At 59.1% G+C, this 19,536-nt stretch carries 17 protein-coding genes; 7 read left to right on the top strand and 10 right to left on the bottom strand.

All coding sequences use genetic code 11. The features are described 5' to 3' along the window. Window positions 1–532: 532 nt before the first annotated feature. Together AB8B29_RS04900 and AB8B29_RS04895 are read right to left on the bottom strand one after the other, a co-directional pair. A complete protein-coding gene (locus AB8B29_RS04900) occupies window positions 533–1,906 on the bottom strand; it encodes a PleD family two-component system response regulator (protein WP_037194283.1) in 1,374 nt (457 codons plus the stop codon). A 16-nt stretch (window positions 1,907–1,922) separates the two neighbouring features. After that, on the bottom strand, window positions 1,923–2,294 hold the full coding sequence (locus AB8B29_RS04895) for a response regulator (protein WP_028754034.1): 372 nt from the start codon (window positions 2,292–2,294) through the stop codon (window positions 1,923–1,925). 131 nt (window positions 2,295–2,425) lie between these two features. On the opposite strand from AB8B29_RS04895, the gene AB8B29_RS04890 reads away from it, so the two are divergent. Continuing rightward, entirely contained in the window at window positions 2,426–2,734 is a 309-nt protein-coding gene (locus tag AB8B29_RS04890; protein ID WP_037194282.1) for a DUF3572 domain-containing protein, read from the top strand. A gap of 2 nt (window positions 2,735–2,736) precedes the next feature. After that, window positions 2,737–3,384, top strand: a complete 648-nt coding sequence (locus AB8B29_RS04885; RefSeq protein ID WP_037194280.1) for a hypothetical protein — start codon at window positions 2,737–2,739, stop codon at window positions 3,382–3,384. 17 nt (window positions 3,385–3,401) lie between these two features. On the opposite strand, the gene AB8B29_RS04880 is transcribed toward AB8B29_RS04885, so the two are convergent. After that, the gene (locus tag AB8B29_RS04880; protein WP_037194279.1) at window positions 3,402–3,980 is read right to left on the bottom strand and encodes a hypothetical protein; all 579 of its coding nucleotides are present in this window, start codon (window positions 3,978–3,980) and stop codon (window positions 3,402–3,404) included. An 83-nt stretch (window positions 3,981–4,063) separates the two neighbouring features. Here AB8B29_RS04880 and AB8B29_RS04875 point away from each other — a divergent pair, with 83 nt between their 5' ends. From AB8B29_RS04875 to AB8B29_RS04865, 3 genes are all read left to right on the top strand, one after another. Beyond that, window positions 4,064–5,353, top strand: a complete 1,290-nt coding sequence (locus AB8B29_RS04875; protein ID WP_037194444.1) for a DNA polymerase IV — start codon at window positions 4,064–4,066, stop codon at window positions 5,351–5,353. Window positions 5,354–5,544: 191 nt separating this feature from the next. Beyond that, entirely contained in the window at window positions 5,545–6,582 is a 1,038-nt protein-coding gene (locus tag AB8B29_RS04870) for a glycoside hydrolase family 25 protein (RefSeq protein WP_037194278.1), read from the top strand. A 199-nt stretch (window positions 6,583–6,781) separates the two neighbouring features. Continuing rightward, window positions 6,782–8,053, top strand: a complete 1,272-nt coding sequence (locus tag AB8B29_RS04865; protein ID WP_037194277.1) for a L,D-transpeptidase family protein — start codon at window positions 6,782–6,784, stop codon at window positions 8,051–8,053. On the opposite strand, the gene dnaE is transcribed toward AB8B29_RS04865, so the two are convergent. Next, on the bottom strand, window positions 8,050–11,547 hold the full coding sequence (dnaE, locus tag AB8B29_RS04860; RefSeq protein WP_037194442.1) for a DNA polymerase III subunit alpha: 3,498 nt from the start codon (window positions 11,545–11,547) through the stop codon (window positions 8,050–8,052). The genes AB8B29_RS04865 and dnaE overlap by 4 nt on opposite strands. 354 nt (window positions 11,548–11,901) lie before the next feature. On the opposite strand from dnaE, the gene AB8B29_RS04855 reads away from it, so the two are divergent. Together AB8B29_RS04855 and AB8B29_RS04850 are read left to right on the top strand one after the other, a co-directional pair. Continuing rightward, the gene (locus AB8B29_RS04855) at window positions 11,902–12,498 is read left to right on the top strand and encodes a hypothetical protein (RefSeq protein ID WP_037194275.1); all 597 of its coding nucleotides are present in this window, start codon (window positions 11,902–11,904) and stop codon (window positions 12,496–12,498) included. Between the two features lie 85 nt (window positions 12,499–12,583). Next, window positions 12,584–13,051 (top strand): DUF5680 domain-containing protein, encoded by a 468-nt coding sequence (locus tag AB8B29_RS04850; protein ID WP_037194274.1) that lies wholly within the window; start codon window positions 12,584–12,586, stop codon window positions 13,049–13,051. 7 nt (window positions 13,052–13,058) lie between these two features. Here AB8B29_RS04850 and AB8B29_RS04845 read toward each other — a convergent pair whose 3' ends face one another. From AB8B29_RS04845 to AB8B29_RS04820, 6 genes are all read right to left on the bottom strand, one after another. Beyond that, entirely contained in the window at window positions 13,059–13,742 is a 684-nt protein-coding gene (locus AB8B29_RS04845) for an ABC transporter ATP-binding protein (RefSeq protein ID WP_037194272.1), read from the bottom strand. A gap of 14 nt (window positions 13,743–13,756) precedes the next feature. After that, window positions 13,757–15,067, bottom strand: coding sequence for a lipoprotein-releasing ABC transporter permease subunit (locus tag AB8B29_RS04840; protein WP_037194270.1), 1,311 nt, complete (start codon window positions 15,065–15,067; stop codon window positions 13,757–13,759). Between the two features lie 26 nt (window positions 15,068–15,093). Then, a complete protein-coding gene (gene proS, locus AB8B29_RS04835) occupies window positions 15,094–16,416 on the bottom strand; it encodes a proline--tRNA ligase (RefSeq protein ID WP_037194268.1) in 1,323 nt (440 codons plus the stop codon). A gap of 623 nt (window positions 16,417–17,039) precedes the next feature. After that, window positions 17,040–17,318: a DUF1467 family protein gene (locus AB8B29_RS04830; RefSeq protein WP_037194266.1), complete on the bottom strand. Its 279-nt coding sequence runs from the start codon at window positions 17,316–17,318 to the stop codon at window positions 17,040–17,042. Window positions 17,319–17,416: 98 nt separating this feature from the next. Further along, on the bottom strand, window positions 17,417–17,821 hold the full coding sequence (gene mce / locus AB8B29_RS04825; RefSeq protein WP_037194264.1) for a methylmalonyl-CoA epimerase: 405 nt from the start codon (window positions 17,819–17,821) through the stop codon (window positions 17,417–17,419). 31 nt (window positions 17,822–17,852) lie between these two features. Beyond that, window positions 17,853–19,526 carry a ribonuclease J gene (locus AB8B29_RS04820; protein ID WP_113118944.1) on the bottom strand — a complete coding sequence of 558 codons (1,674 nt, stop codon included), beginning with the start codon at window positions 19,524–19,526 and terminating at the stop codon, window positions 17,853–17,855. Window positions 19,527–19,536 lie beyond the last annotated feature (10 nt).

The following is a 19,536-nucleotide window of genomic DNA, read 5'->3' as shown; positions in this document are numbered from 1 at the left end:
ATGGGGTATCTCGAACCCATACGGGCTGTCTGTGTACGAGACTAAATTTGCGCGAAATCGAAAGAAAATCAACAAATTCTTAATGATAAAAAATTGTTCTCTGGTTGGATGGTTAAAATTCCCGATTTCTTCTGAATGAATCTTCTGCGAAATTCACAATTCAAAAGCGAACACATCTGAAGAGGGAAGAGATGGCATTCGCAGATGCAACAAATTCCGAATACAGATATTTAAGAACATTTGAACACGTTAATTATCCTCGATTAATCCACAGTTTTTCTGCATTTTTTTCTAACTAAAACCACAGACTAAACGTGAACATATCGAATAGTAATTATAAAATCTCTAAAATAATCTATAAACTCAAGTATCTAGCCAAATAAAAAATGAAAACGCCGAAATTATCCTTTGAGAAAATCCCGGCGACATACCGCAGCGATGCAAAGATTACAAAATCTTAATCATTGTTCAAAACTTGCGAATGCCCCTCAATATTCATGGGAGGGCCTTATTCCGACTGATCTGTTCTAGATCAGGCCGCTGAAGCAACAACCCGATTGCGCCCTGCCCTTTTCGCTTCATAAAGCGCAAGATCGGCCTGCTTCATCAATTGCTCCGGCGTTTCGACTGTTTCCAAACGGCACGAGATGCCGAAGGAGGCCGTAATGTTAAGAGCAACGCCGCCTTCGCGCAGTTTGACGGGCATATTTTCTACCGACGCGCGCAATCGCTCCGCGACGGCAGCGGCCACTTCGGCAGGCGTATCGGGCATGACGACGACGAATTCCTCGCCGCCATAGCGGCAAGCCAGATCGGCACCGCGCACGGTGGACCGGATGCGGGCGGCGAACTCCTTGAGCACTTCATCGCCGGCGTCATGACCATGGGTGTCATTGACGTGCTTGAACCGGTCGATATCGGTGATCAGAACAGAGAGCGGCCGTCCGCGCGCCAAGGAGCGGTCGAAAAGGATCTTCAGATGATTGTCGAGATAGCGCCTGTTGTTCAGGCCGGTGAGCGCGTCGGTGACGGCAAGCTCGATGGTGTGCTGCACACTGGCCCGCAGACGGTCGTTGTAACGCTTGCGGCGTATCTGCGTCAGGCAACGGGCCACCAATTCGTTCGGATCGATGGGTCGGACGATGTAATCGTTGACACCCAGATCGAGCGCACGGACGATCATCTCGTCCGCGCCCTGCTCGGTCACCAGCAAGACAGGCAGGAAGCGCGTACGCTCCAGCGAGCGAAGCTGCGAGCAAAGCCGCAGCGGATCATAGTCGTCGAAATTCGAATTCACGATGACGAGCTCGAACGGCCGTTCCGCTGCCTCGAATAGGGCGGCCTGCGGATCGGACATCGCCATGACCTGGGCAATCGGCTTGAGCGCGCGGATGATGCGCTCCTGCGAGTTGGCGCGGCCGTCGACCAGAAGCACATGGCCGGTTTCGTCAGCGCGGCCATCGCCGACCCGCAGCAGGTCTTCGATACCGAAATTGCGGGCGGTCTCGTTGCGCATACGCAGCTCGTCGCTGAGCGTCTTCAAACGAAGCAGGCTCTTGACGCGCGAAATGAGCTGCAGGTCGTTGACCGGCTTGGTCAGGAAATCGTCGGCTCCGGCTTTCAGGCCACGCACGCGATCGGCGGGCTGATCCAGCGCCGTGACCATGATCACGGGGATATGCGCGGTGCGCGGATCGGACTTCAGGCGCTCGCACACTTCGAACCCGTCCATGCCCGGCATCATGATATCGAGAAGGATGAGATCGACCTGGGCGCCCGCGCAGATGGCAAGAGCTCTCGCTCCATCCTCCGCCGTCAGCACCTCGAAATACTCGGCCAGCAGCCGCGCCTCGAGAAGCTTCACATTCGCTGGAATATCGTCAACCACCAGGATGCGCGCGGTCATCAGCTTTTCCCCACGCTCAGGCGTCGCCCAAATAAGTCTTGATGGTTTCAATAAATTTCGGGACGGAAATCGGCTTCGAGACGTAGGCTTCGCATCCGCCCTGGCGAATGCGCTCTTCGTCGCCCTTCATGGCAAAGGCCGTGACCGCGATCACCGGAATGACGTGCAGATCATCGTCCTCCTTCAGCCACTTGGTCACTTCCAGCCCGGAAACTTCCGGAAGCTGGATATCCATGAGGATCAGGTCCGGGCGATGTTTGCGAGCGAGATCAAGCGCTTCCATGCCGTTTCGGGTCTGGATCGTGGTGTAGCCGGACGCCTCGATCAGATCGCGAAAGAGCTTCATATTCAGCTCATTGTCTTCTACAATCATCACTTGCTTAGGCATGGAAAGCTGTCCCTGCATCCGGTATTGCATCTATTCTCTCAAAATATAGGGTCGTGAGAAATCGATTCCAGAAATACTTGAATCGGATACTACCGGCATTTGGTTGAAAAATAGGTAACTCACCCGTCGAAATGCAAAGTAACTTCAAGAACCCGAAGAACAGCGCGGCAGAGCCGCAAGAGACAGCGATTGCCGTGCTCGGCTGGCTGGCCAACGAACCGGATATGTTCAGCCGCTTCCTGGCGCTCACCGGCGTCGAGCCGGCGCAGGTGCGCAACGCCATCAACGAGCCGGCCTTTCTTGCGGGCATGCTCGACTTTCTGATGAACCACGAGCCGACATTGCTGGCTTTCTGCGAGGCCAGCGGCATTCCGCCGGAAACCGTCGCGGCCGCGTCGGCACATTTCTCGCCGCCCGGCCTTGCCTCCGGAGAATATTGACCATGGATGCCCCGCTCCAATTCGACACATCGCATATCCGCCTCAAGGACCGGCCGTTGATCGTCTGCGATGTCGATGATGTCGTTTTGCATTTCTTTGCGCCTTTCCTGCTCTTCATCGATGCTGAAGGCCATGAATTCCTGCCGCGTTCCTTCAGGCTTACGGGCAACATCATCTCCAAGGCCGATGGAGCGGTGCTGGAAGAAAAGGACGTTCATAGGTTGATCGAAGCGTTCTTCGAGGCGCAGGAGCAATGGCAGACGCCGCTTGATCGCGTCACCGATACCCTCGGCGATTTTTCGAAAGACGCCGACATCGTTTTTCTCACGGCCATGCCGCCGCAATTCTGGGCTCAGCGACGCCGGCTTCTCGACAGGCTCGGCCTCGCCTATCCGCTGCTCGCATCGCTGCAGCCGAAAGGGCCGATCGTGCGGTCGCTGCATGGAAGGCGCACGCTGCCGGTCGCCTTCGTCGACGACATGGCGCACAATCTGCATTCGGTCGGCGAGCATGTTCCGGATTGCCTCCTGATCAACCTGAAGCCGGATTCCATCGTCCATCGCATGGCGCCCGCCGCTGCGGCGGGCATCCTCGCGGCAAACGAATGGAGCCAGGCAGCACCGCTGATCCAGGCCCATATCGTCCGCTGAGACCGCCGGCCCCACCATCAGAGAACAAGGCGCATCAGAGGCCGCCCATCCTTGCGCTTCGCGATCTCGGAAAATCCGGCCGTCTCGAATATGCGCTGCGAGCCGACATAGAGGCCGACCGACTTCGATTGCTTCGTGCGTTCGATGGGACAGCCCTCGAGCAGGCGCGCGCCTGAAGCCTTGGCGAAATTCACCGCCTCCGACAGCATGCGATGGCTGTATCCTTTGCCGCGATCATGTGAATTCATGAAGAAGCAGCTCACAGCCCAGACCGAGCGATCCTCGGCATCGGCTGGATCGAGCGGCCGTGACACCGTTTTTGGAGAATTCCATTGCGGCAACTCCGAGCGCGGACCCACCTGCACCCAGGCAACCGGGCGCTCGCCGACATAGCCGAGAAGACCCGGCGGCGGTCCGGCCGCAACGCGCTCCTCAATGAACCGCTTCTTCGCCGCCCCGTCCATCGTCTTGCGCTGTGACGTCGGAATGCGAAAATGGGTGCACCAGCAGCCATAGCAGGCGCCGCTCGGCCCGAAGAGTGTCTCGAAATCGTCCCAGCGATCCGGCGTCAATGGTCGCACACTTAAATCCTGCACCCCTTCCCCCTACGCTGTTTTCCACCTTGAGACTCGCAAGCTTAGAACATAAGGTAGCGATGTTCAATTTTTGTTCTCGCTTGATGACCCCTGCGCCCGATAAGATTTCCGGTTTCTGTCGCGATTGCTTGAGCGAGCAATCGGCCGTGCGGACGCGCTGCCGGGCCTGCGGCAGTCCTCGCCTCGTCTATCACCGCGAACTCTATGCGCTGACCCTGGCGCACATCGATTGCGACGCCTTCTATGCATCGATCGAGAAGCGCGACAATCCGGAACTCGCCGACAAGCCGGTCATTATCGGCGGCGGCAAGCGTGGCGTCGTCTCCACTGCCTGCTACATCGCCCGCATTCATGGCGTGCGGTCTGCCATGCCGATGTTCAAAGCCTTGGAGGCGTGTCCTCAGGCCGTCGTCATCCGCCCGAACATGGAGAAATATGTTCGCGTCGGCCGCGAGGTTCGCACGCTGATGCAGGAACTGACGCCGTTGGTGCAGCCGCTTTCGATCGACGAGGCCTTTCTGGAACTCGATGGCACGCAGCGGCTTCACCACGATCCGCCGGCCCGCATCCTGGCGAAATTCGCCCGGCGCGTGGAGCAGGAAATCGGTATCACCATCTCGGTCGGCCTCTCCTACTGCAAGTTCCTCGCCAAGGTCGCCTCCGACCTGCAGAAGCCGCGCGGCTTTTCCGTCATCGGCCAGGAAGAGGCACTCTCATTTCTGGAGCCGCGCCCGGTAACGACGATATGGGGCGTGGGCAAAGCCTTTGCCGCAACGCTGGAAAGCGACGGCATCCGCACCATAGGCCAGCTGCAGACCATGGAGGAAGGCGATCTCATGCGCCGCTACGGGGTCATCGGCCAGCGGCTTTCCCGCCTGTCGCGCGGCATCGACGACCGCACGGTGCATCCGAACGAAGCGGCAAAGAGCGTATCGTCGGAAACGACCTTCTTCGAGGACATCTCCCGCCATGACGATCTGGTGCCGATCCTGCGCGATCTTTCGGAGAAGGTCTCGCGCCGGCTGAAGCGCAGCGACATTGCCGGCCAGACCGTGGTGCTGAAGCTGAAAACTGCCGACTTCAAGGGCCGGACCCGCAATCGCCGCCTGGAGGATCCGACGCAGCTTGCCGATCGAATTTTCCGCACCGGCCTGCGCCTGCTTGAAGCCGAGACCGATGGCACGAAGTTCCGCCTCATCGGTATAGGCGTCACCGATCTTTGCGATGCGGCCCGCGCCGATCCACCCGATCTGATCGACGAACAGGCAACACGCCGCGCCGCTGCCGAGGCGGCGATGGACAAGCTCAGAGAAAAGTTCGGCAACAAGACGGTCGAGACAGGTTACACTTTTGGCGGTAAACGCGAGAGATAACAAAGCCTTACGATATAGTCACCATGCAGTGATACTCTTGCGCGCCGGCGGATGACCGCGCTCCCCGCGCGAATCTTCGCGTTAGAAAGATCTGATTCAATCTTTTTTGGTAAATTTCTATTAGCACTTAGTCTCTGTGATTTCCGAACGGCGCGGATCCGCCGTCGATTGTGTTTTGCGTACGGGTTCCTATGCGTCTATCGGCTGTATCGACCATCCTTCTTGCCTCCCTTACGATCTCGGGCTGCGCCGCCAGAGGCGAGCGCGAAGCCGCGCAGACCAGCGCGCCTTCGAAAGAAATGACCAGCTCGATCGCAAAGAGCCAAACTCCTACGCCGTCGGTCGAAATCGGCGAGACGGTCTCGCGGGTTGAGCGGCAGCAAGCGCTGGTGACCTCGCTGCCGGCGGATCCTCGGCCGGAGGCGTTCCTGCCGTCAAACCAGGGTGGAGATGAGGTTCCGCTGCCGCTGCAACGGCCGCTCGCCATGCTTTCGCCGGCAAACCCGATGCCCCGCGCCATGCGGCAGCAGCCGATGCAGATCTATTCCCATCAGTTCCGCGATGCCAAGCCGATCAACTTCGGCACAACGTCGCCAAGGAAACTGGCCGTGCATGGCGTCGACGTCTCGCGCTGGCAGGGCGACATCGACTGGGAAACGTTGCGCACCCAGGGTGCCAATTTCGTCTACATCAAAGCGACCGATGGTGGCGACCACCTCGATCCGATGTTCAAGAAGAACTGGCGTGCCGCTCAACAAGCTGGCCTGAAGCACGGTGCCTACCACTTCTTCTATTGGTGCCGTACCGCCGGCGAGCAGGCCGACTGGTTCATCCGCAACGTTCCGAGAGAAGCAGGAGCCCTGCCGCCGGTGATCGACGTGGAATGGAACGGCGAATCGAGCTGCAAGCGGCGGCCGTCGCGCGAACAAGTCCTGGCGAAGATGCAGGTCTTCATGGACAAGCTGGAAAAACACTACGGCCAGCGCCCGATCGTCTATACGGCTCCGGATTTCTATCGCGACAACCTGCGCGGCGAATTGCTCAACTATCCCTTCTGGCTGCGCTCCGTCGCTGCCCATCCCTCCAAGGTCTATCCCGGTCGCAACTGGCTGTTCTGGCAATATTCCGGCTCCGGCGTCTCGCATGGCGTCGACGGCAGGATCGACCTCAACGCTTTCCACGGCAGCGCGGAGGAATGGCATAACTGGGTGGCGTCCAGCGTGCGCTGACGCTTCCACTCTCTGCCAACCGATTGCCGCCGAAGCAGGGCCGATTGCCCCGCTTCGGCGCTACGGCAGATGATCAACATAACAAGGAAGCATCTGGTTTTCGGCGACCCGATAAAGCGCTTCTTTTCAGCAAGTCTTCCTTAAACTTAGACGTCTAACCTTAGCCGATACGAGTATTGCGTTTTTGGTTTGTGTGTCTATGAAGCCGTTTTTGTTGCTTGGGCTTGGGCTGCTCTCAGCCTCTGCCCTTTCCCATCCTTCCTTTGCCGCGTCGGATGCGCGCACCCTGCAGATCGTCGTGTCGAAGGACAGGCAATCGCTTGCCGTCTATGACGGTGACCAGGTCGTGGCGACATCGAAGGTTTCGACCGGCAAGCCTGGCCATACGACACCGAGCGGTATCTTCTCCATCCTGGAGAAGAAGGTCTATCACGAGTCCAATCTCTATTCGGCCGCGCCCATGCCCTACATGCAAAGGCTGACCTGGTCAGGCATTGCGCTGCACGAATCCAACTCGGTTCCGAACTATCCGGCCTCTCACGGCTGCGTGCGCATGCCCAAGGCCTTTGCCAAGATGCTCTACCAGATGACCGAGCGCGGGGTGCATGTCGTCATCGCCGACCGGCCGCTGGTGCCGCAGCCTTTCGAAAGTAGCATGCTGTTCCAGCCGCAAGCTGCTCCGCCTCCGGCTCTGTTCTCAGGCATCGAATTGCGTCCCATGACGGCAAGCTTCCTGCCGCAGGCACAGCCGCTGCAGGTCGCCACGAACGACGTCGCCTCGATCCAGATCCCGGCGGCGCAAGCAAGTCTCGCTCCGCCCGTCGATCAGTCGCCACTCAGTATCCTGATCACCCGGCGCGGATTGCGCGAGAATGTTCGCGATCTTCAGGGCCTGTTGAACGGCATGGGCTTTGCGGCCGGTACGCCGGACGGCATGCTCGGGCCGGCGACCGTGCAGGCGATCGAAGACTTCAGAAAGGCACATGACATCAAGACGACGGGCGGACTTGTCAGTCCGGCACTCATGAAGGCTGTCTATGCCGCAGCCGGCAAGGGCGAGCCGCCGAACGGCGCGATCATGATTCGCCAGAGCTTCAAGCCGCTCTTTGAGGCGCCCGCCATCATCGCCGAGCCGCAAGAGGCGCTTGGCGTGCATTTCTTCACCGCCAATACGATCGACCGCATCAGCGGCAAGGCCGACTGGTTTGGCATGACCCTTGACGACGATCTTACCAGGGAGGCGAAGAAGCGGCTCGGCATCACCAGCGAGGCGCAGGCACAATCGCTCGATGCCGCCGGACAGGCGCTTGGCCGTATCAGCATTCCCGACGAGGTGCGCCACCGCATCGAGGACCTGCTGACACCGGGTTCGTCGCTGACGATTTCCGATACCGGCGTCGGCCCGGAAACCGGCAACGAGACCGATTTCATCACCATCACCAATGGCGGCGCGCTCGGTAAAAGAGGCTAGACCAGTTCGACATCGATGACGCCGGGCGCCGTTCTCAATGCGGCGGCGATTTCCGGCGTGATGCGGTATTTTTCCGGCAGCGCCACCTCGACCTCGCGCATGCCTTCCTCCTTGATGACGATGAAGGAGACGAGGCCATCGCCCTTGGTGTTGAGATGGGCCGCAACCGCTTTCAGCGGCCCGGAATCGCGGACATAGACGCGTAGCGCCTTCTGCATCTGCAGCGACTTTTCTTCCAGCGACTGCGCCGTCTGCAGACGCAGGCTGATGCCTTCCGGGCGCTCGTCCGCCTGGGCGGTGATGACGAAGGATTTGCCGACTTCAAGCACGTCGCGATATTGATTGAGCGTTTCCGAGAAGAGCACGGCTTCGAACTGGCCTGACGCATCCGAGAAGACGAAGATGCCCATTTTATTGCCGGTGCGCGTCTTGCGTTCCTGCTTCGAGATCACCGTGCCGGCGAGGCGACCGTTACTCGCCCCCTGCTTCACCGCAGCGGAAAAATCGGCGAAGTTCTGCACGCGCATCTTGTCGAGCACGCTCTTGTAGGTATCGAGCGGATGGGCGGTCAGATAGAAGCCGAGCACCTGAAATTCGCGCAGCAGGCGCTCCGAGGCAAGCCACGGCGTATAAGGCGGCAATGCGATCTTCTCAGGCCCGGACGCAGCGCTTCCGAACATGTCGTGCTGACCGCTGCGCTTGTTTTCCTGCGCCACTTGCGCATAACCCATGATCCGATCGATCCCGCCGATCAGCTGCGCGCGGTCGAGCTCGAAACAATCGAAGGCGCCGGCGGAAATCAGGCTTTCCAAAACGCGACGGTTGATCTGCTTCGGATCGATGCGCAGGCAGAAATCCTCGATGCTGGCAAATGGCTGATCGCCGCGCACCTCGACAATGTGCTGCACGGCGGATTCGCCGACGCCCTTGATGGCGGCCAGTGCATAATAGATGCGGTTTTCGCCGGTCTCGAAATGGCGGAAGGAGGTCTGGACCGAGGGCGCGATGACCTCGATGCCCAGGCGCTTGGCATCCTGACGAAAGTCGTTGACCTTGTCAGTGTTGGCCATATCCAGCGTCATCGACGCCGCCAGGAACTCCACCGGATAATGCGCCTTCATATAGGCGGTCTGATAGGAGACGATGGCGTAGGCGGCGGCGTGGGACTTGTTGAAGCCGTAATTGGCGAACTTGGCCAAGAGATCGAAGATGACGTCCGCCTGCCCCTTCGACACCTCGTTCTTGACGGCGCCATCGACGAAACGCTCACGCTGCTGGTCCATCTCCGCCTTGATCTTCTTACCCATGGCGCGGCGCAGAAGATCGGCCTCGCCGAGCGAATAGCCCGACAGCACCTGGGCGACCTGCATCACCTGTTCCTGGTAGACGATGACGCCCTGCGTCTCCTTCAGAAGGTAGTCGATCTTCGGATGGATCGATTCGATCTCTTCCTCACCGTGCTTGCGGGCATTGTAGACCGGGATATTCTCCATCGGGCCGGGGCGATAGAGCGCCACCAGCGCGATAATGTCCTCGATGCAGTCCGGGCGCATGCCGATGAGAGCCTTGCGCATGCCCGCACTTTCCACCTGGAACACGCCGACCGTTTCGCCACGCGAGAGCATGTCGTAGGTCGGCTTATCCTCGAGTGGGATGCTGGCAAGATCGATCGCGATGCCGCGCTTGGCGACGAAATCGACGGCTGTCTTCAGGACCGTCAGCGTCTTCAAGCCGAGGAAGTCGAACTTCACCAGGCCGGCCTGCTCGACCCATTTCATATTGAACTGGGTGACCGGCATGTCGGAGCGCGGATCGCGATACATCGGCACTAGCTTGGAGAGCGGCCGGTCGCCGATGACGATGCCGGCGGCATGTGTCGAGGCGTGACGGTAAAGTCCTTCGATCTTCTGGGCGATATCGAGCAGGCGGGCGACGACCGGTTCCTTGTCAGCCTCCTCCTGCAGGCGCGGCTCTTCCTCGATCGCCTTGCTGAGCGGTGTCGGATTGGCAGGATTGTTCGGCACCAGTTTGCAGATCTTGTCGACCTGGCCGTAGGGCATCTCCAGCACGCGGCCGACGTCGCGAAGGGCGGCGCGCGCCTGCAGCGAACCGAAGGTGATGATCTGCGCCACCTGCTCGCGGCCATACTTGGCCTGCACGTAGCGGATCACCTCTTCGCGCCGATCCTGGCAGAAGTCGATATCGAAGTCCGGCATCGAGACGCGTGATGGATTGAGGAAGCGCTCGAACAGCAGCGAGAAGCGCAGTGGATCGACGTCGGTGATCGTCAGCGCATAGGCGACCAGCGAGCCTGCGCCCGAACCACGGCCCGGCCCGACGGGAATATCATGCCGCTTGGCCCATTTGATGAAGTCGGCAACGATCAGGAAGTAGCCGGGGAATTTCATACCCTCGATAACGCCGAGCTCGAATTCCAGCCGCTCCCGATAGTCCTTTTCCACATAGCCCGGCGCCATGCCGAGCGAAGCGAGACGCTGATCAAGACCCTCGACCGCCTGAGCGCGCAACTCCGCCGATTCGGCGCGATCGGCCTCTTCCTCATCATCGGCGGCGCCGGTGAAGCGTGGCAGGATCGGCTTGCGCGTTTGCAGAACGAAGGAGCAGCGCCGAGCAATCTCGACGGTATTCTCCAGCGCCTCTGGCAGATTGGAGAACAGCTTCGCCATATCGGCACGGCTCTTCAGATAGTGATCAGGCGTCAGGCGGAAACGCGTATCGTCCGAGACGATGGCATTGTGAGCGACCGCCATAAGGGCGTCGTGGGCATCGTAATCGTCGCGGGTGGGGAAAAAAGCCTCGTTGGTGGCAACCAGCGGAAGCGCATGCTCATAGGCGAGTGCGAGCATCTTTTGTTCGTGACGGCGATCATAGGTGCCGTGGCGCTGCAGTTCGACATACAGCCTGTCGCCGAACAGCCGCTTCAGCGTCAGCAGCCGGGATAGCGCCTGTGGCGCATGCCCCTCTTTCAGCGCTATATCGACCGGCCCGCCGAGCGAGCCGGTAAGCGCGATCATGCCCTCGGTGCCGATCTCCTCCAGCCACGAGGCGGTGATGTGAACGGCATGATTGCCCTCGCCGCCGAGGTAGGCACGACTGATCAGATCGACAAGACGCTCATAGCCCCGCTCCGTGGCGGCGAGCAGGACGATGGAGGGCAGCTTGGCAAGGGCCTGTTGCGGCCCGCGCTTTTCGCCTTCGCCGCCATCCTCCATGTCGATCGATACCTGGCAGCCGATGATCGGCTGCAGCCCCTCCTCCATCGCCTTCTGGGAGAACTCCAGGGCGACGAAGAGATTGTTAGTATCGGTGATGGCAATAGCCGGCTGATTGTCGCCGATGGCCTTGGCCAGTATCTTCTTGAGCGGCAGCGCGCCCTCAAGCAGGGAATAGGCGGAATGAACCCGGAGATGCACGAATTCCGGCGCCTCGCCAACTGGCGCAATCGCTGCACCGCTGCCACCCTTATCCGCCATCTCATACCCTTCCGCATGCCTGAATGAATCACCGCCATTCTCGGCATTGCGGACGACAAAGTCCATGAGTTGCTCCCATTAAACTCGGGGGCAACGTGCTCGTATGGGAATAAAATTCACATCGCCATCATGATGAGGGAAAAGCTGGCGACGAACATCACGATGGAGGTGAATGCTGCAACGTCTCGAATGATATCGGTCATTTACGCGCTCCTTACTCGTTATGTTTCTTTTTTGTTCTATTTTTGTTCGGGAGTCAATAGATGCATCAATAAATTTCATCGTCCGATATTTCGTCTTGCCGATGGACGCTCGATCAACCCGAGGCTATGCAGGGACAAAGGGGAGATCATCATGAAATCACTGAATTATGCCGCCTTCACCCTGCTTTCGGTCGCGACCACGGCGCATGCCGGGGACGCCATTGCGCCCGACCGTATCATCGACGCGGCGATCGGCGACTGGAACAAGGACGGCAAGCCGGATCTCGCCCTGCTGGTCGCATCGGCTCCCGACGATCAGGCCGATAATCCGATCGGCATCTACATCTATCTGCGCGGTGGCGAACATGCGCTGGTGAATCTGGCAGTCAGCGCGCCGAACAAGATATGGGGCAGCGTGGGGCCTGACGGCATGGTCGGCCAGGAACCGTCGATCGCGGCGCTGCCGAACGGATCCATCACCGTCACATCGCAAAATGACAGCGTCGGACGCGACCGCTGGGAGCAGACGCTGACACTCGCCTACCGCAACAACAGCTTCGTCGTTGCCGGCTATACCTATGTGTCCCGCGATACGCTCGAACCCGATTCCGGGTACAACTGCGACTACAATGTCCTGACCGGCAAGGCGACAAAGAACGGCAAGGATATCAAGGCAGACGCCAAAACGGTCAAAATCGAGGACTGGCAAGACGACTTCGGCCAGAAAATCTGCGGAGACGGACAATAGCAAACACAGCGTCTGTTCACTATATGTTCTTTACACGCTGCACATTCCATGGCATTGTGGTCGCTCACCATCATTGGAGAGGGCCATGCCGGATCTTGCCGAGCTGAACGATTTCATTGTCATCGCCAAGGCCGAGACCTATGTCGGAGATGGCGAGAGACTGCCGTCCTGCCGAAGCGGCTCGCATGACATCGGCTATGCCAATGGCCGCTGGCGCTATCTCGACAGCTATTTCGGCGGCACGGATTTCGCCGGGCAGGAGCTGGTCTGGCATGACGACGAGCCGGTCTGGGCGATGAACTATTTCGGCCGCATCGTCGAGCCGGACCTGATCGACGGGCGGAGCGCCGGCATGGTCATCAAATCAGCGCTGCTACGGCTCTATCTCGATGAAAAACGCTTTCTCGGCGGCTTCGAATTCGAACACGCCTTCGGCCGTTACGTCGATCGCAGCACCGGCGGCTGCGACCATTTTATCGGTCACGAGGTCATCATGGTGAAGGAGCGCAAGGCCTACGAGCTGGATTATCGCGGCGGGCTGATCGTTCCGTAACGGGCGATCAGACCTCGACCACCTTGCCTTCGCTCAATGTGACGCGGCGGTCCATGCGGACTGCGAGTTCGTGATTATGCGTGGCGATCAATGCCGCCAGACCCGACTGCCGCACCAGCGCTTCAAGGGCATCGAAGACATAATGTGCCGTTGCGGGATCGAGATTGCCTGTCGGTTCATCGGCCAGCAGTACCAGAGGCGCATTGGCGACGGCGCGCGCAATGGCGACGCGTTGCTGTTCGCCGCCGGACAATTCGGCCGGTCGATGATCGCCGCGGTGGCCGATGCGCATGTAATCGAGAAGCTGGGCGGCGCGCTCACTTGCCTCCTTGCGGGAGAGACCTGAGATCAGTTGCGGCATCATGATGTTTTCAAGCGCCGAAAATTCCGGCAGCAGATGATGGAACTGATAGACGAAGCCGATCTCGCTGCGACGAACTGCCGTACGCTTGTCGTCGGACAAGCCTTCGCATGCCTGACCGTTGATCAGCACTTCGCCGCTATCGGGATGCTCGAGCAAGCCGGCCACATGCAGGAGCGTCGATTTGCCGGTACCGGAGGGCGCAACCAGCGCGACGATCTCGCCGCTGCGCAGGGCGAAATCGGCTCCCTTCAGGATCGATAGCTGGGTATCGCCTTGCCCGTAATGACGCTCCACGCCCGAAAGCTGGAGAACGACGTTGCCTTTCATCAAATGCGAATTCCTTATTCGTAGCGCAGCGCCTGCACCGGATCGAGCCGCGAGGCACGCCAGGCCGGAAAGATCGTGGCAAGGAAAGACAGCGTCAGTGCCATCACAACAACGGAGACGGTCTCGCTCATATTCATCTGGGCCGGCAGCTTGCTGAGGAAATAGACCTCCGGATTGAAGATCACCGTGCCCGAAATCCAGGAGAAGAACTGCCGGATGGATTCGATATTCAGGCAGACCAGGACACCGAGCAGAACGCCGGCGAATGTGCCGACCACGCCGATGGCAGCACCTGTCATGAAGAAGATGCGCATTATCGCCCCGGACGTCGCGCCCATGGTGCGCAGGATGGCGATATCGCTGCCCTTGTCCTTCACCAGCATGATCAGACCGGAAATGATATTTAGCGCAGCCACGAGGACGATCAGCGTCAGGATCATGAACATGGTGTTGCGCTCGACCTGCAGGGCCGAGAAGAAAGTCTCGTTGACCTGCCGCCAGTCGGTCAGGAACACTTGCCGACCCGCGGCAGCCTCGATCTTCGGCCTCAGCTCATCGACATCATCCGGATTGCTGACGAAGAGTTCTATCTTCTCGACGATGCCTTCGGCGTTGAAAAAGAGCTGTGATTCCTCCAGCGGCATGAAGACGACGGAGGAATCATATTCGGACATGCCGACCTCGAAGAGGCCGGAGATCGTATAGGCCTTGACGCGCGGATTGACGCCGAAGGGCGTCACATCGCCATCGGGCGCCGTCAGCGTGATCTGGTCGCCGACCGTCAGGCCCAGCTGCCGCGCAAGGCGTGTACCCACCAGCACGCCCTGCCCCGAGGCAAAGCCGACTATGTCGCCGGAGACGATATGATCGGAAACGGTTTTGAGCTTGGTCATATCCTCGGCGCGGATGCCGCGCACCAGCGCGCCGGTGCCGGAGCCGCCCCGCCCGGACGCAAGCGTTTCACCTTCCACCAGCGGCAAGGCCATGGTGACACCGGGAACAGCGGCAAACTTCTTAGCCAGCTCAGCATAGTCGTTCAACGGCGAATCGATCGGCTGCACGACGACATGGCCGTTGAAGCCAAGAATCTGCTTGAAGAGTTCGGCGCGGAAGCCGTTCATGACCGCCATGACGATGATCAGCGCGGCGACGCCCAGCATGATGCCGACCAGCGAGAAGCCGGCAATGACCGAAATCGATGCTTCCTTGCGCCTGGAGCGAAGATAGCGCCACGCGACAAGTCTCTCGAATCCGGAAAACGGACGGGATGACGGGCTGGCCTTGGGCGAATTTCCCTGCTGTTCCACTGCCACGTTCACCGCCATTCGCCTTCCATCCTGTCTTTTGTCTATCAGCCGGCCAGCCGCTTGATTGCCGCTTCGACTGTCATCGTCTCGCGAGCACCGGTCTTACGGTCCTTCACTTCCACCTCGCCGCCCGCGATCGAACGCGGCCCGACGATGATCTGCACGGGCACGCCGATCAGATCCGCCGTCGCGAACTTCGTTCCGGCACGATCGTCGCGATCGTCAAGCAGGACATCCTTGCCGGCCTTCGACAGGGCGGCGTAGACCGTTTCGCAAGCATCGTCACAGGCTTGGTCGCCGGACTTCATGTTGATCACCACGACGTCAAAAGGCGCAACCGAAGCAGGCCAGATGATTCCGTTCTCGTCATGCGATGCTTCGATGATGGCGGGAACAAGGCGTGTCGGGCCGATACCGTAAGATCCCATGTGTACAGGGTGTTCCTTGCCGTCGGGACCCTGAACTTTCGCACCCATCGGTTCGGAATATTTCGTGCCGAAGTAGAAGATGTGGCCGACCTCGATGCCGCGCGCCGAGAGGCGCTCGCCTTCGGGGATGGCGTTGAAGGCGGCTTCATCATGCATTTCCGAGGTGGCAGCATAGACCGAAGTCCACTTGTCGAAGATGCCTTTCAGGCCAGCAGCGTCATCAAAATTCGTGTCTTCGCCGGGGATATCGAAATTGACGAAATCCTTGTGGCAGAAAACTTCGGATTCGCCGGTATCTGCGAGGATGATGAATTCGTGGCTGAGCTCGCCGCCGATGGGGCCGGTGTCGGCGCGCATGGGGATTGCCCGAAGACCAAGGCGGTCGAAGGTGCGCAGATATGCCGTGAACATCTTGTTGTAGGCAATCACGGCGCCTTCCTGCGTCAGATCGAAGGAATAGGCATCTTTCATCATGAACTCACGCGAGCGCATGGTGCCGAAACGCGGACGGATCTCGTCACGGAATTTCAGCTGTATATGATAGAGATTGAGCGGCAGGTCCTTGTAGGACTTGACGTAGGACCGGAAGATGTCGGTGATCATCTCCTCGTTGGTCGGGCCGTAAAGCATGGGCCGGTCCTGCCGGTCCTTGATGCGCAGCATTTCCTTGCCGTAGGCGTCGTAGCGGCCGCTCTCCTGCCAGAGCTCGGCCGTCTGCAGCGTGGGCATCAAAAGCTCGATGGCGCCGGAACGATTCTGCTCCTCGCGGATGATCTTGTTGACCTTGTCGAGCACGCGCTTGCCCAGCGGCAGCCAGGAATAGATACCCTGTGACTGCTGGCGGATCATGCCGGTGCGCAGCATGAGCCGATGGGAAACAATTTCAGCCTCTTTAGGATTTTCCTTCAGAATGGGCATGAAGTAACGAGACAGACGCATGACGCTTGTTCCAGAGGTTTGACGATTCGCCTCTGGCGGAATCGTTAGCAAATTGTGTACTGGAGGCAGTTCATAACTGCTTCGGCGCAGGAAGGAAACCCGCATTCGACGCGTAGGGAATGCGAGAAATGCCCACGAATGCGGGCGATGTGATATATTTCCGCGATTTCGAAAAATCGCACGTTTGTAAGGATTTAAGACGAAATTTCATCAACAGAAAAATTCTGCGCGACTGTAGCAAAAAAGCAAAAAAATAGATGACAAAGCTCAATCTTTGAGCTAATTTTAGCTCACAAAAGAGGCAGGAAGGTTAAATTCTTGCCGTTTCGCGGTCAAGTCTTGGGAGGATCAGATCTTAGGCGCGCTCGCTCGCTGCCCCGGTAACGGATAAGGATCACGCGATACTTTAAAACAAGGCTTATGGCCTTGTTTTTTTTTGCTTTTCGCCTTGGCTAGCTGTCTGCCAACTGGCTCGACAGACGCATCAAAAGGCTCCTTAACAAACCCATTGCGGCCATCGTCCATAGATTCTTTGCTTCACAAAGATGACAGGCGCGTGACAAATTGAAAGCGATCGCGAGGCGATTGGTGTCCAGGCGATTCCAACCACAATTTCCGATAGGTTATTTGTCGTAGTTCGGAACGAACCGCGGAATGGAGTCGACGCTCAGTCCGAAATAGTGCGAGGCGACATACCAGGAACCATAGATGAGAGCCGATACCAGCGTCGTGAAGAACACCACTCTCCAGGCACGGAATTTCGTCGGTGCGCTTTCGACAGTGCCGAAGACCACATGCTTGTCCTCGGCCTGGGTGCGCAAACCGAATGGAAGGACCGCAAAAAGCGTGATCCACCAGATGACGAAATACACCGCGAGACTCGCTATAATCTGCTGGACCATTCCGCTCCCTTAAGACGAGCCTGCTCGCCTCTTCCTCTTCCAAGTTGCTTATAGGGGCAAAGCTGTCGCGTTTCAAAGCGTCGTCCAGCGCTTTAATGTCACACTTGCTCGAGCTCGATCAGCGTGCCGAAGAAATCCTTCGGATGCAGGAAGAGCACCTGCTTGCCATGCGCGCCGATCTTCGGCTCGCCATCTCCAAGCACGCGAGCGCCTGCGGCGACCAGCTGGTCGCGTGCTGCAAGGATATCTGCAACTTCGTAACAGATATGATGCATGCCGCCGTCGGGGTTCTTCGCGAGGAAAGCGGCGACCGGCGAGGCCTCGCCCAGCGGCTCGAGCAGTTCGACCTTGCTGTTTGGCAGCTCGACGAAGACGACCGTGACGCCATGTTCCGGCAATGTCTGCGGCGCAGACACCTTAGCGCCGAGTGTTTCGCGATAGGTCGCCGAAGCGGCGGCTATGTCCGGAACGGCAAGTGCGATGTGATTGATGCGTCCAAGCACGGATCTCTCCTCCCCGATCGGATCACGGGCCTCAGCCGGCAGTGCGCGTGACGAACACCGTCACAAAAGGCTTCTTTCCCCATCCGTGATTGGCGGCGGAGCGCACGGCGCGACGAGCAGCCTCCTGCAGCATCGCCAGATCCTTGCGGCGGGCGCGCGGAATGCTCTCGATGGCGCTGACGAGGGCATCGAAGAGCGTGTCCTCCATCTCCTCGCCTTCGTCGTCATAGGCCGGCAGGCCGATGCACACGATATCCGGATCGCCGGCGATGTCGTAACGGGCATCGAGCACGAGATTGACGGCGACATGGCCGACATAGGACAGCTTCTTGCGTTCGCCGATGCCCATCTCGTCGAAATCGCCAATCAGTATGCCGTCCTTGAAGATACGTCCATGCGGCGCCTCGCCGATCACCTCGACCGGTCCCGGCGCGAGGCGCAATATGTCGCCATTGCGAACCTTCGGCACGGTGGCGATACCGGACTGTTCGGCCAGTTCTTTATGCGCGCTCAGATGCGTCGGCTCGCCATGCACAGGCACAACGACCTTCGGCCGCGTCCACTCATACATCTTCTGCAGCTCATTGCGCCGGGGATGGCCGGACACGTGCACGAGCGCTTCGGCATCCGTCACGACATGCACGCCCTGTTCGATCAGGCCGTTCTTGATGTCCTGGATGGCCTTCTCGTTGCCGGGGATGGCGCGCGAGGAAAAGACGACGATATCACCTGATGCCAGCGCGACGTGACGCATTTCGTCCCTTGCCAGCTTGGCAAGAGCGGCGCGCGGCTCACCCTGACTGCCGGTCAGGATGACTACGACCTTGTCGCGCGGGATATAGCCATACTCATCCTCGGCAATGAACGGCTTGATGCCGTCCATGAGACCGACATCGCGGGCGACGTCGACGACACGCTTCAGCGAACTGCCCAACAACAGCACTTCGCGACCCGCGGCCTCGGCAGCCTCGGCAACAGTGCGGATGCGGCCGACATTCGAGGAGAAGGTGGTGATCGCTACCCGGCCTTCGGCATTCTCGATGATCTTGCGCAGGCTTTCGGAAACGTCCTTTTCCGAGGGCGAGACGCCATCGCGCAGGGCATTGGTGGAATCGCACATCAGCGCCAGGACGCCTTCGTCACCCAGCTGCCGGAAGCGGGTCTCGTCGGTGAGCGGCCCTAGCGAAGGCTCGTGGTCGATTTTCCAATCGCCGGTATGAATGACGTTGCCGAGCGGCGTGCGGATCATCAACGACATCGGTTCGGGAATGGAGTGATTGACGGCGACGCCCTCGATGCTGAAGGGGCCGACATTGATGCGGTCACCAGCCTTGAACGGGGTGATGGGGATCTGACCCATCGTCTTTTCATAATCGCGCTTGGCTTCCAGAAGGCCGGCGGTAAAGCCCGAAGCGTAGACGGGGACGTTGAGACCCGGCCAGAGATCGCTCAGCGCGCCGTAGTGATCCTCATGCGCGTGGGTAATGATGATGCCCTTGAGGTTCTTGCGCTCCTTGGCGAGAAAGCGGATGTCCGGCAACACCAGATCCACGCCCGGCAGATCCGGTCCCGGAAACGTAACGCCGCAATCGACCATGATCCACTGGCGATGCTCCGGCGTTCCATAGCCATACAGAGCGAGATTCATACCTATCTCGCCGACGCCGCCGAGTGGCAGAAACACCAGTTCGTCTTGTTTCGCCATTTCGTTCCCA

The organism is Rhizobium sp. 11_C7_N12_5, assembly GCF_051811145.1.
Lineage (GTDB): Bacteria > Pseudomonadota > Alphaproteobacteria > Rhizobiales > Rhizobiaceae > Rhizobium > Rhizobium lusitanum.
Note: the sequence above shows the minus strand (reverse complement) of the source record. Positions and strands in the feature narration are given on the sequence as shown.

Excerpts from the sequence above, each read along its gene's own strand:
- AB8B29_RS04900 (WP_037194283.1), bottom strand. The coding sequence starts at position 1,906 with ATGACCGCGCGCATCCTGGTGGTTGACGATATTCCAGCGAATGTGAAG.
- AB8B29_RS04895 (WP_028754034.1), bottom strand. The coding sequence starts at position 2,294 with ATGCCTAAGCAAGTGATGATTGTAGAAGACAATGAGCTGAATATGAAG.
- AB8B29_RS04890 (WP_037194282.1), top strand. The coding sequence starts at position 2,426 with ATGCAAAGTAACTTCAAGAACCCGAAGAACAGCGCGGCAGAGCCGCAA.
- AB8B29_RS04885 (WP_037194280.1), top strand. The coding sequence starts at position 2,737 with ATGGATGCCCCGCTCCAATTCGACACATCGCATATCCGCCTCAAGGAC.
- AB8B29_RS04875 (WP_037194444.1), top strand. The coding sequence starts at position 4,064 with ATGACCCCTGCGCCCGATAAGATTTCCGGTTTCTGTCGCGATTGCTTG.
- AB8B29_RS04870 (WP_037194278.1), top strand. The coding sequence starts at position 5,545 with ATGCGTCTATCGGCTGTATCGACCATCCTTCTTGCCTCCCTTACGATC.
- AB8B29_RS04865 (WP_037194277.1), top strand. The coding sequence starts at position 6,782 with ATGAAGCCGTTTTTGTTGCTTGGGCTTGGGCTGCTCTCAGCCTCTGCC.
- dnaE (WP_037194442.1), bottom strand. The coding sequence starts at position 11,547 with ATGGCGGATAAGGGTGGCAGCGGTGCAGCGATTGCGCCAGTTGGCGAG.
- AB8B29_RS04855 (WP_037194275.1), top strand. The coding sequence starts at position 11,902 with ATGAAATCACTGAATTATGCCGCCTTCACCCTGCTTTCGGTCGCGACC.
- AB8B29_RS04850 (WP_037194274.1), top strand. The coding sequence starts at position 12,584 with ATGCCGGATCTTGCCGAGCTGAACGATTTCATTGTCATCGCCAAGGCC.
- AB8B29_RS04845 (WP_037194272.1), bottom strand. The coding sequence starts at position 13,742 with ATGAAAGGCAACGTCGTTCTCCAGCTTTCGGGCGTGGAGCGTCATTAC.
- AB8B29_RS04840 (WP_037194270.1), bottom strand. The coding sequence starts at position 15,067 with ATGGCGGTGAACGTGGCAGTGGAACAGCAGGGAAATTCGCCCAAGGCC.
- proS (WP_037194268.1), bottom strand. The coding sequence starts at position 16,416 with ATGCGTCTGTCTCGTTACTTCATGCCCATTCTGAAGGAAAATCCTAAA.
- AB8B29_RS04830 (WP_037194266.1), bottom strand. The coding sequence starts at position 17,318 with ATGGTCCAGCAGATTATAGCGAGTCTCGCGGTGTATTTCGTCATCTGG.
- AB8B29_RS04820 (WP_113118944.1), bottom strand. The coding sequence starts at position 19,526 with ATGGCGAAACAAGACGAACTGGTGTTTCTGCCACTCGGCGGCGTCGGC.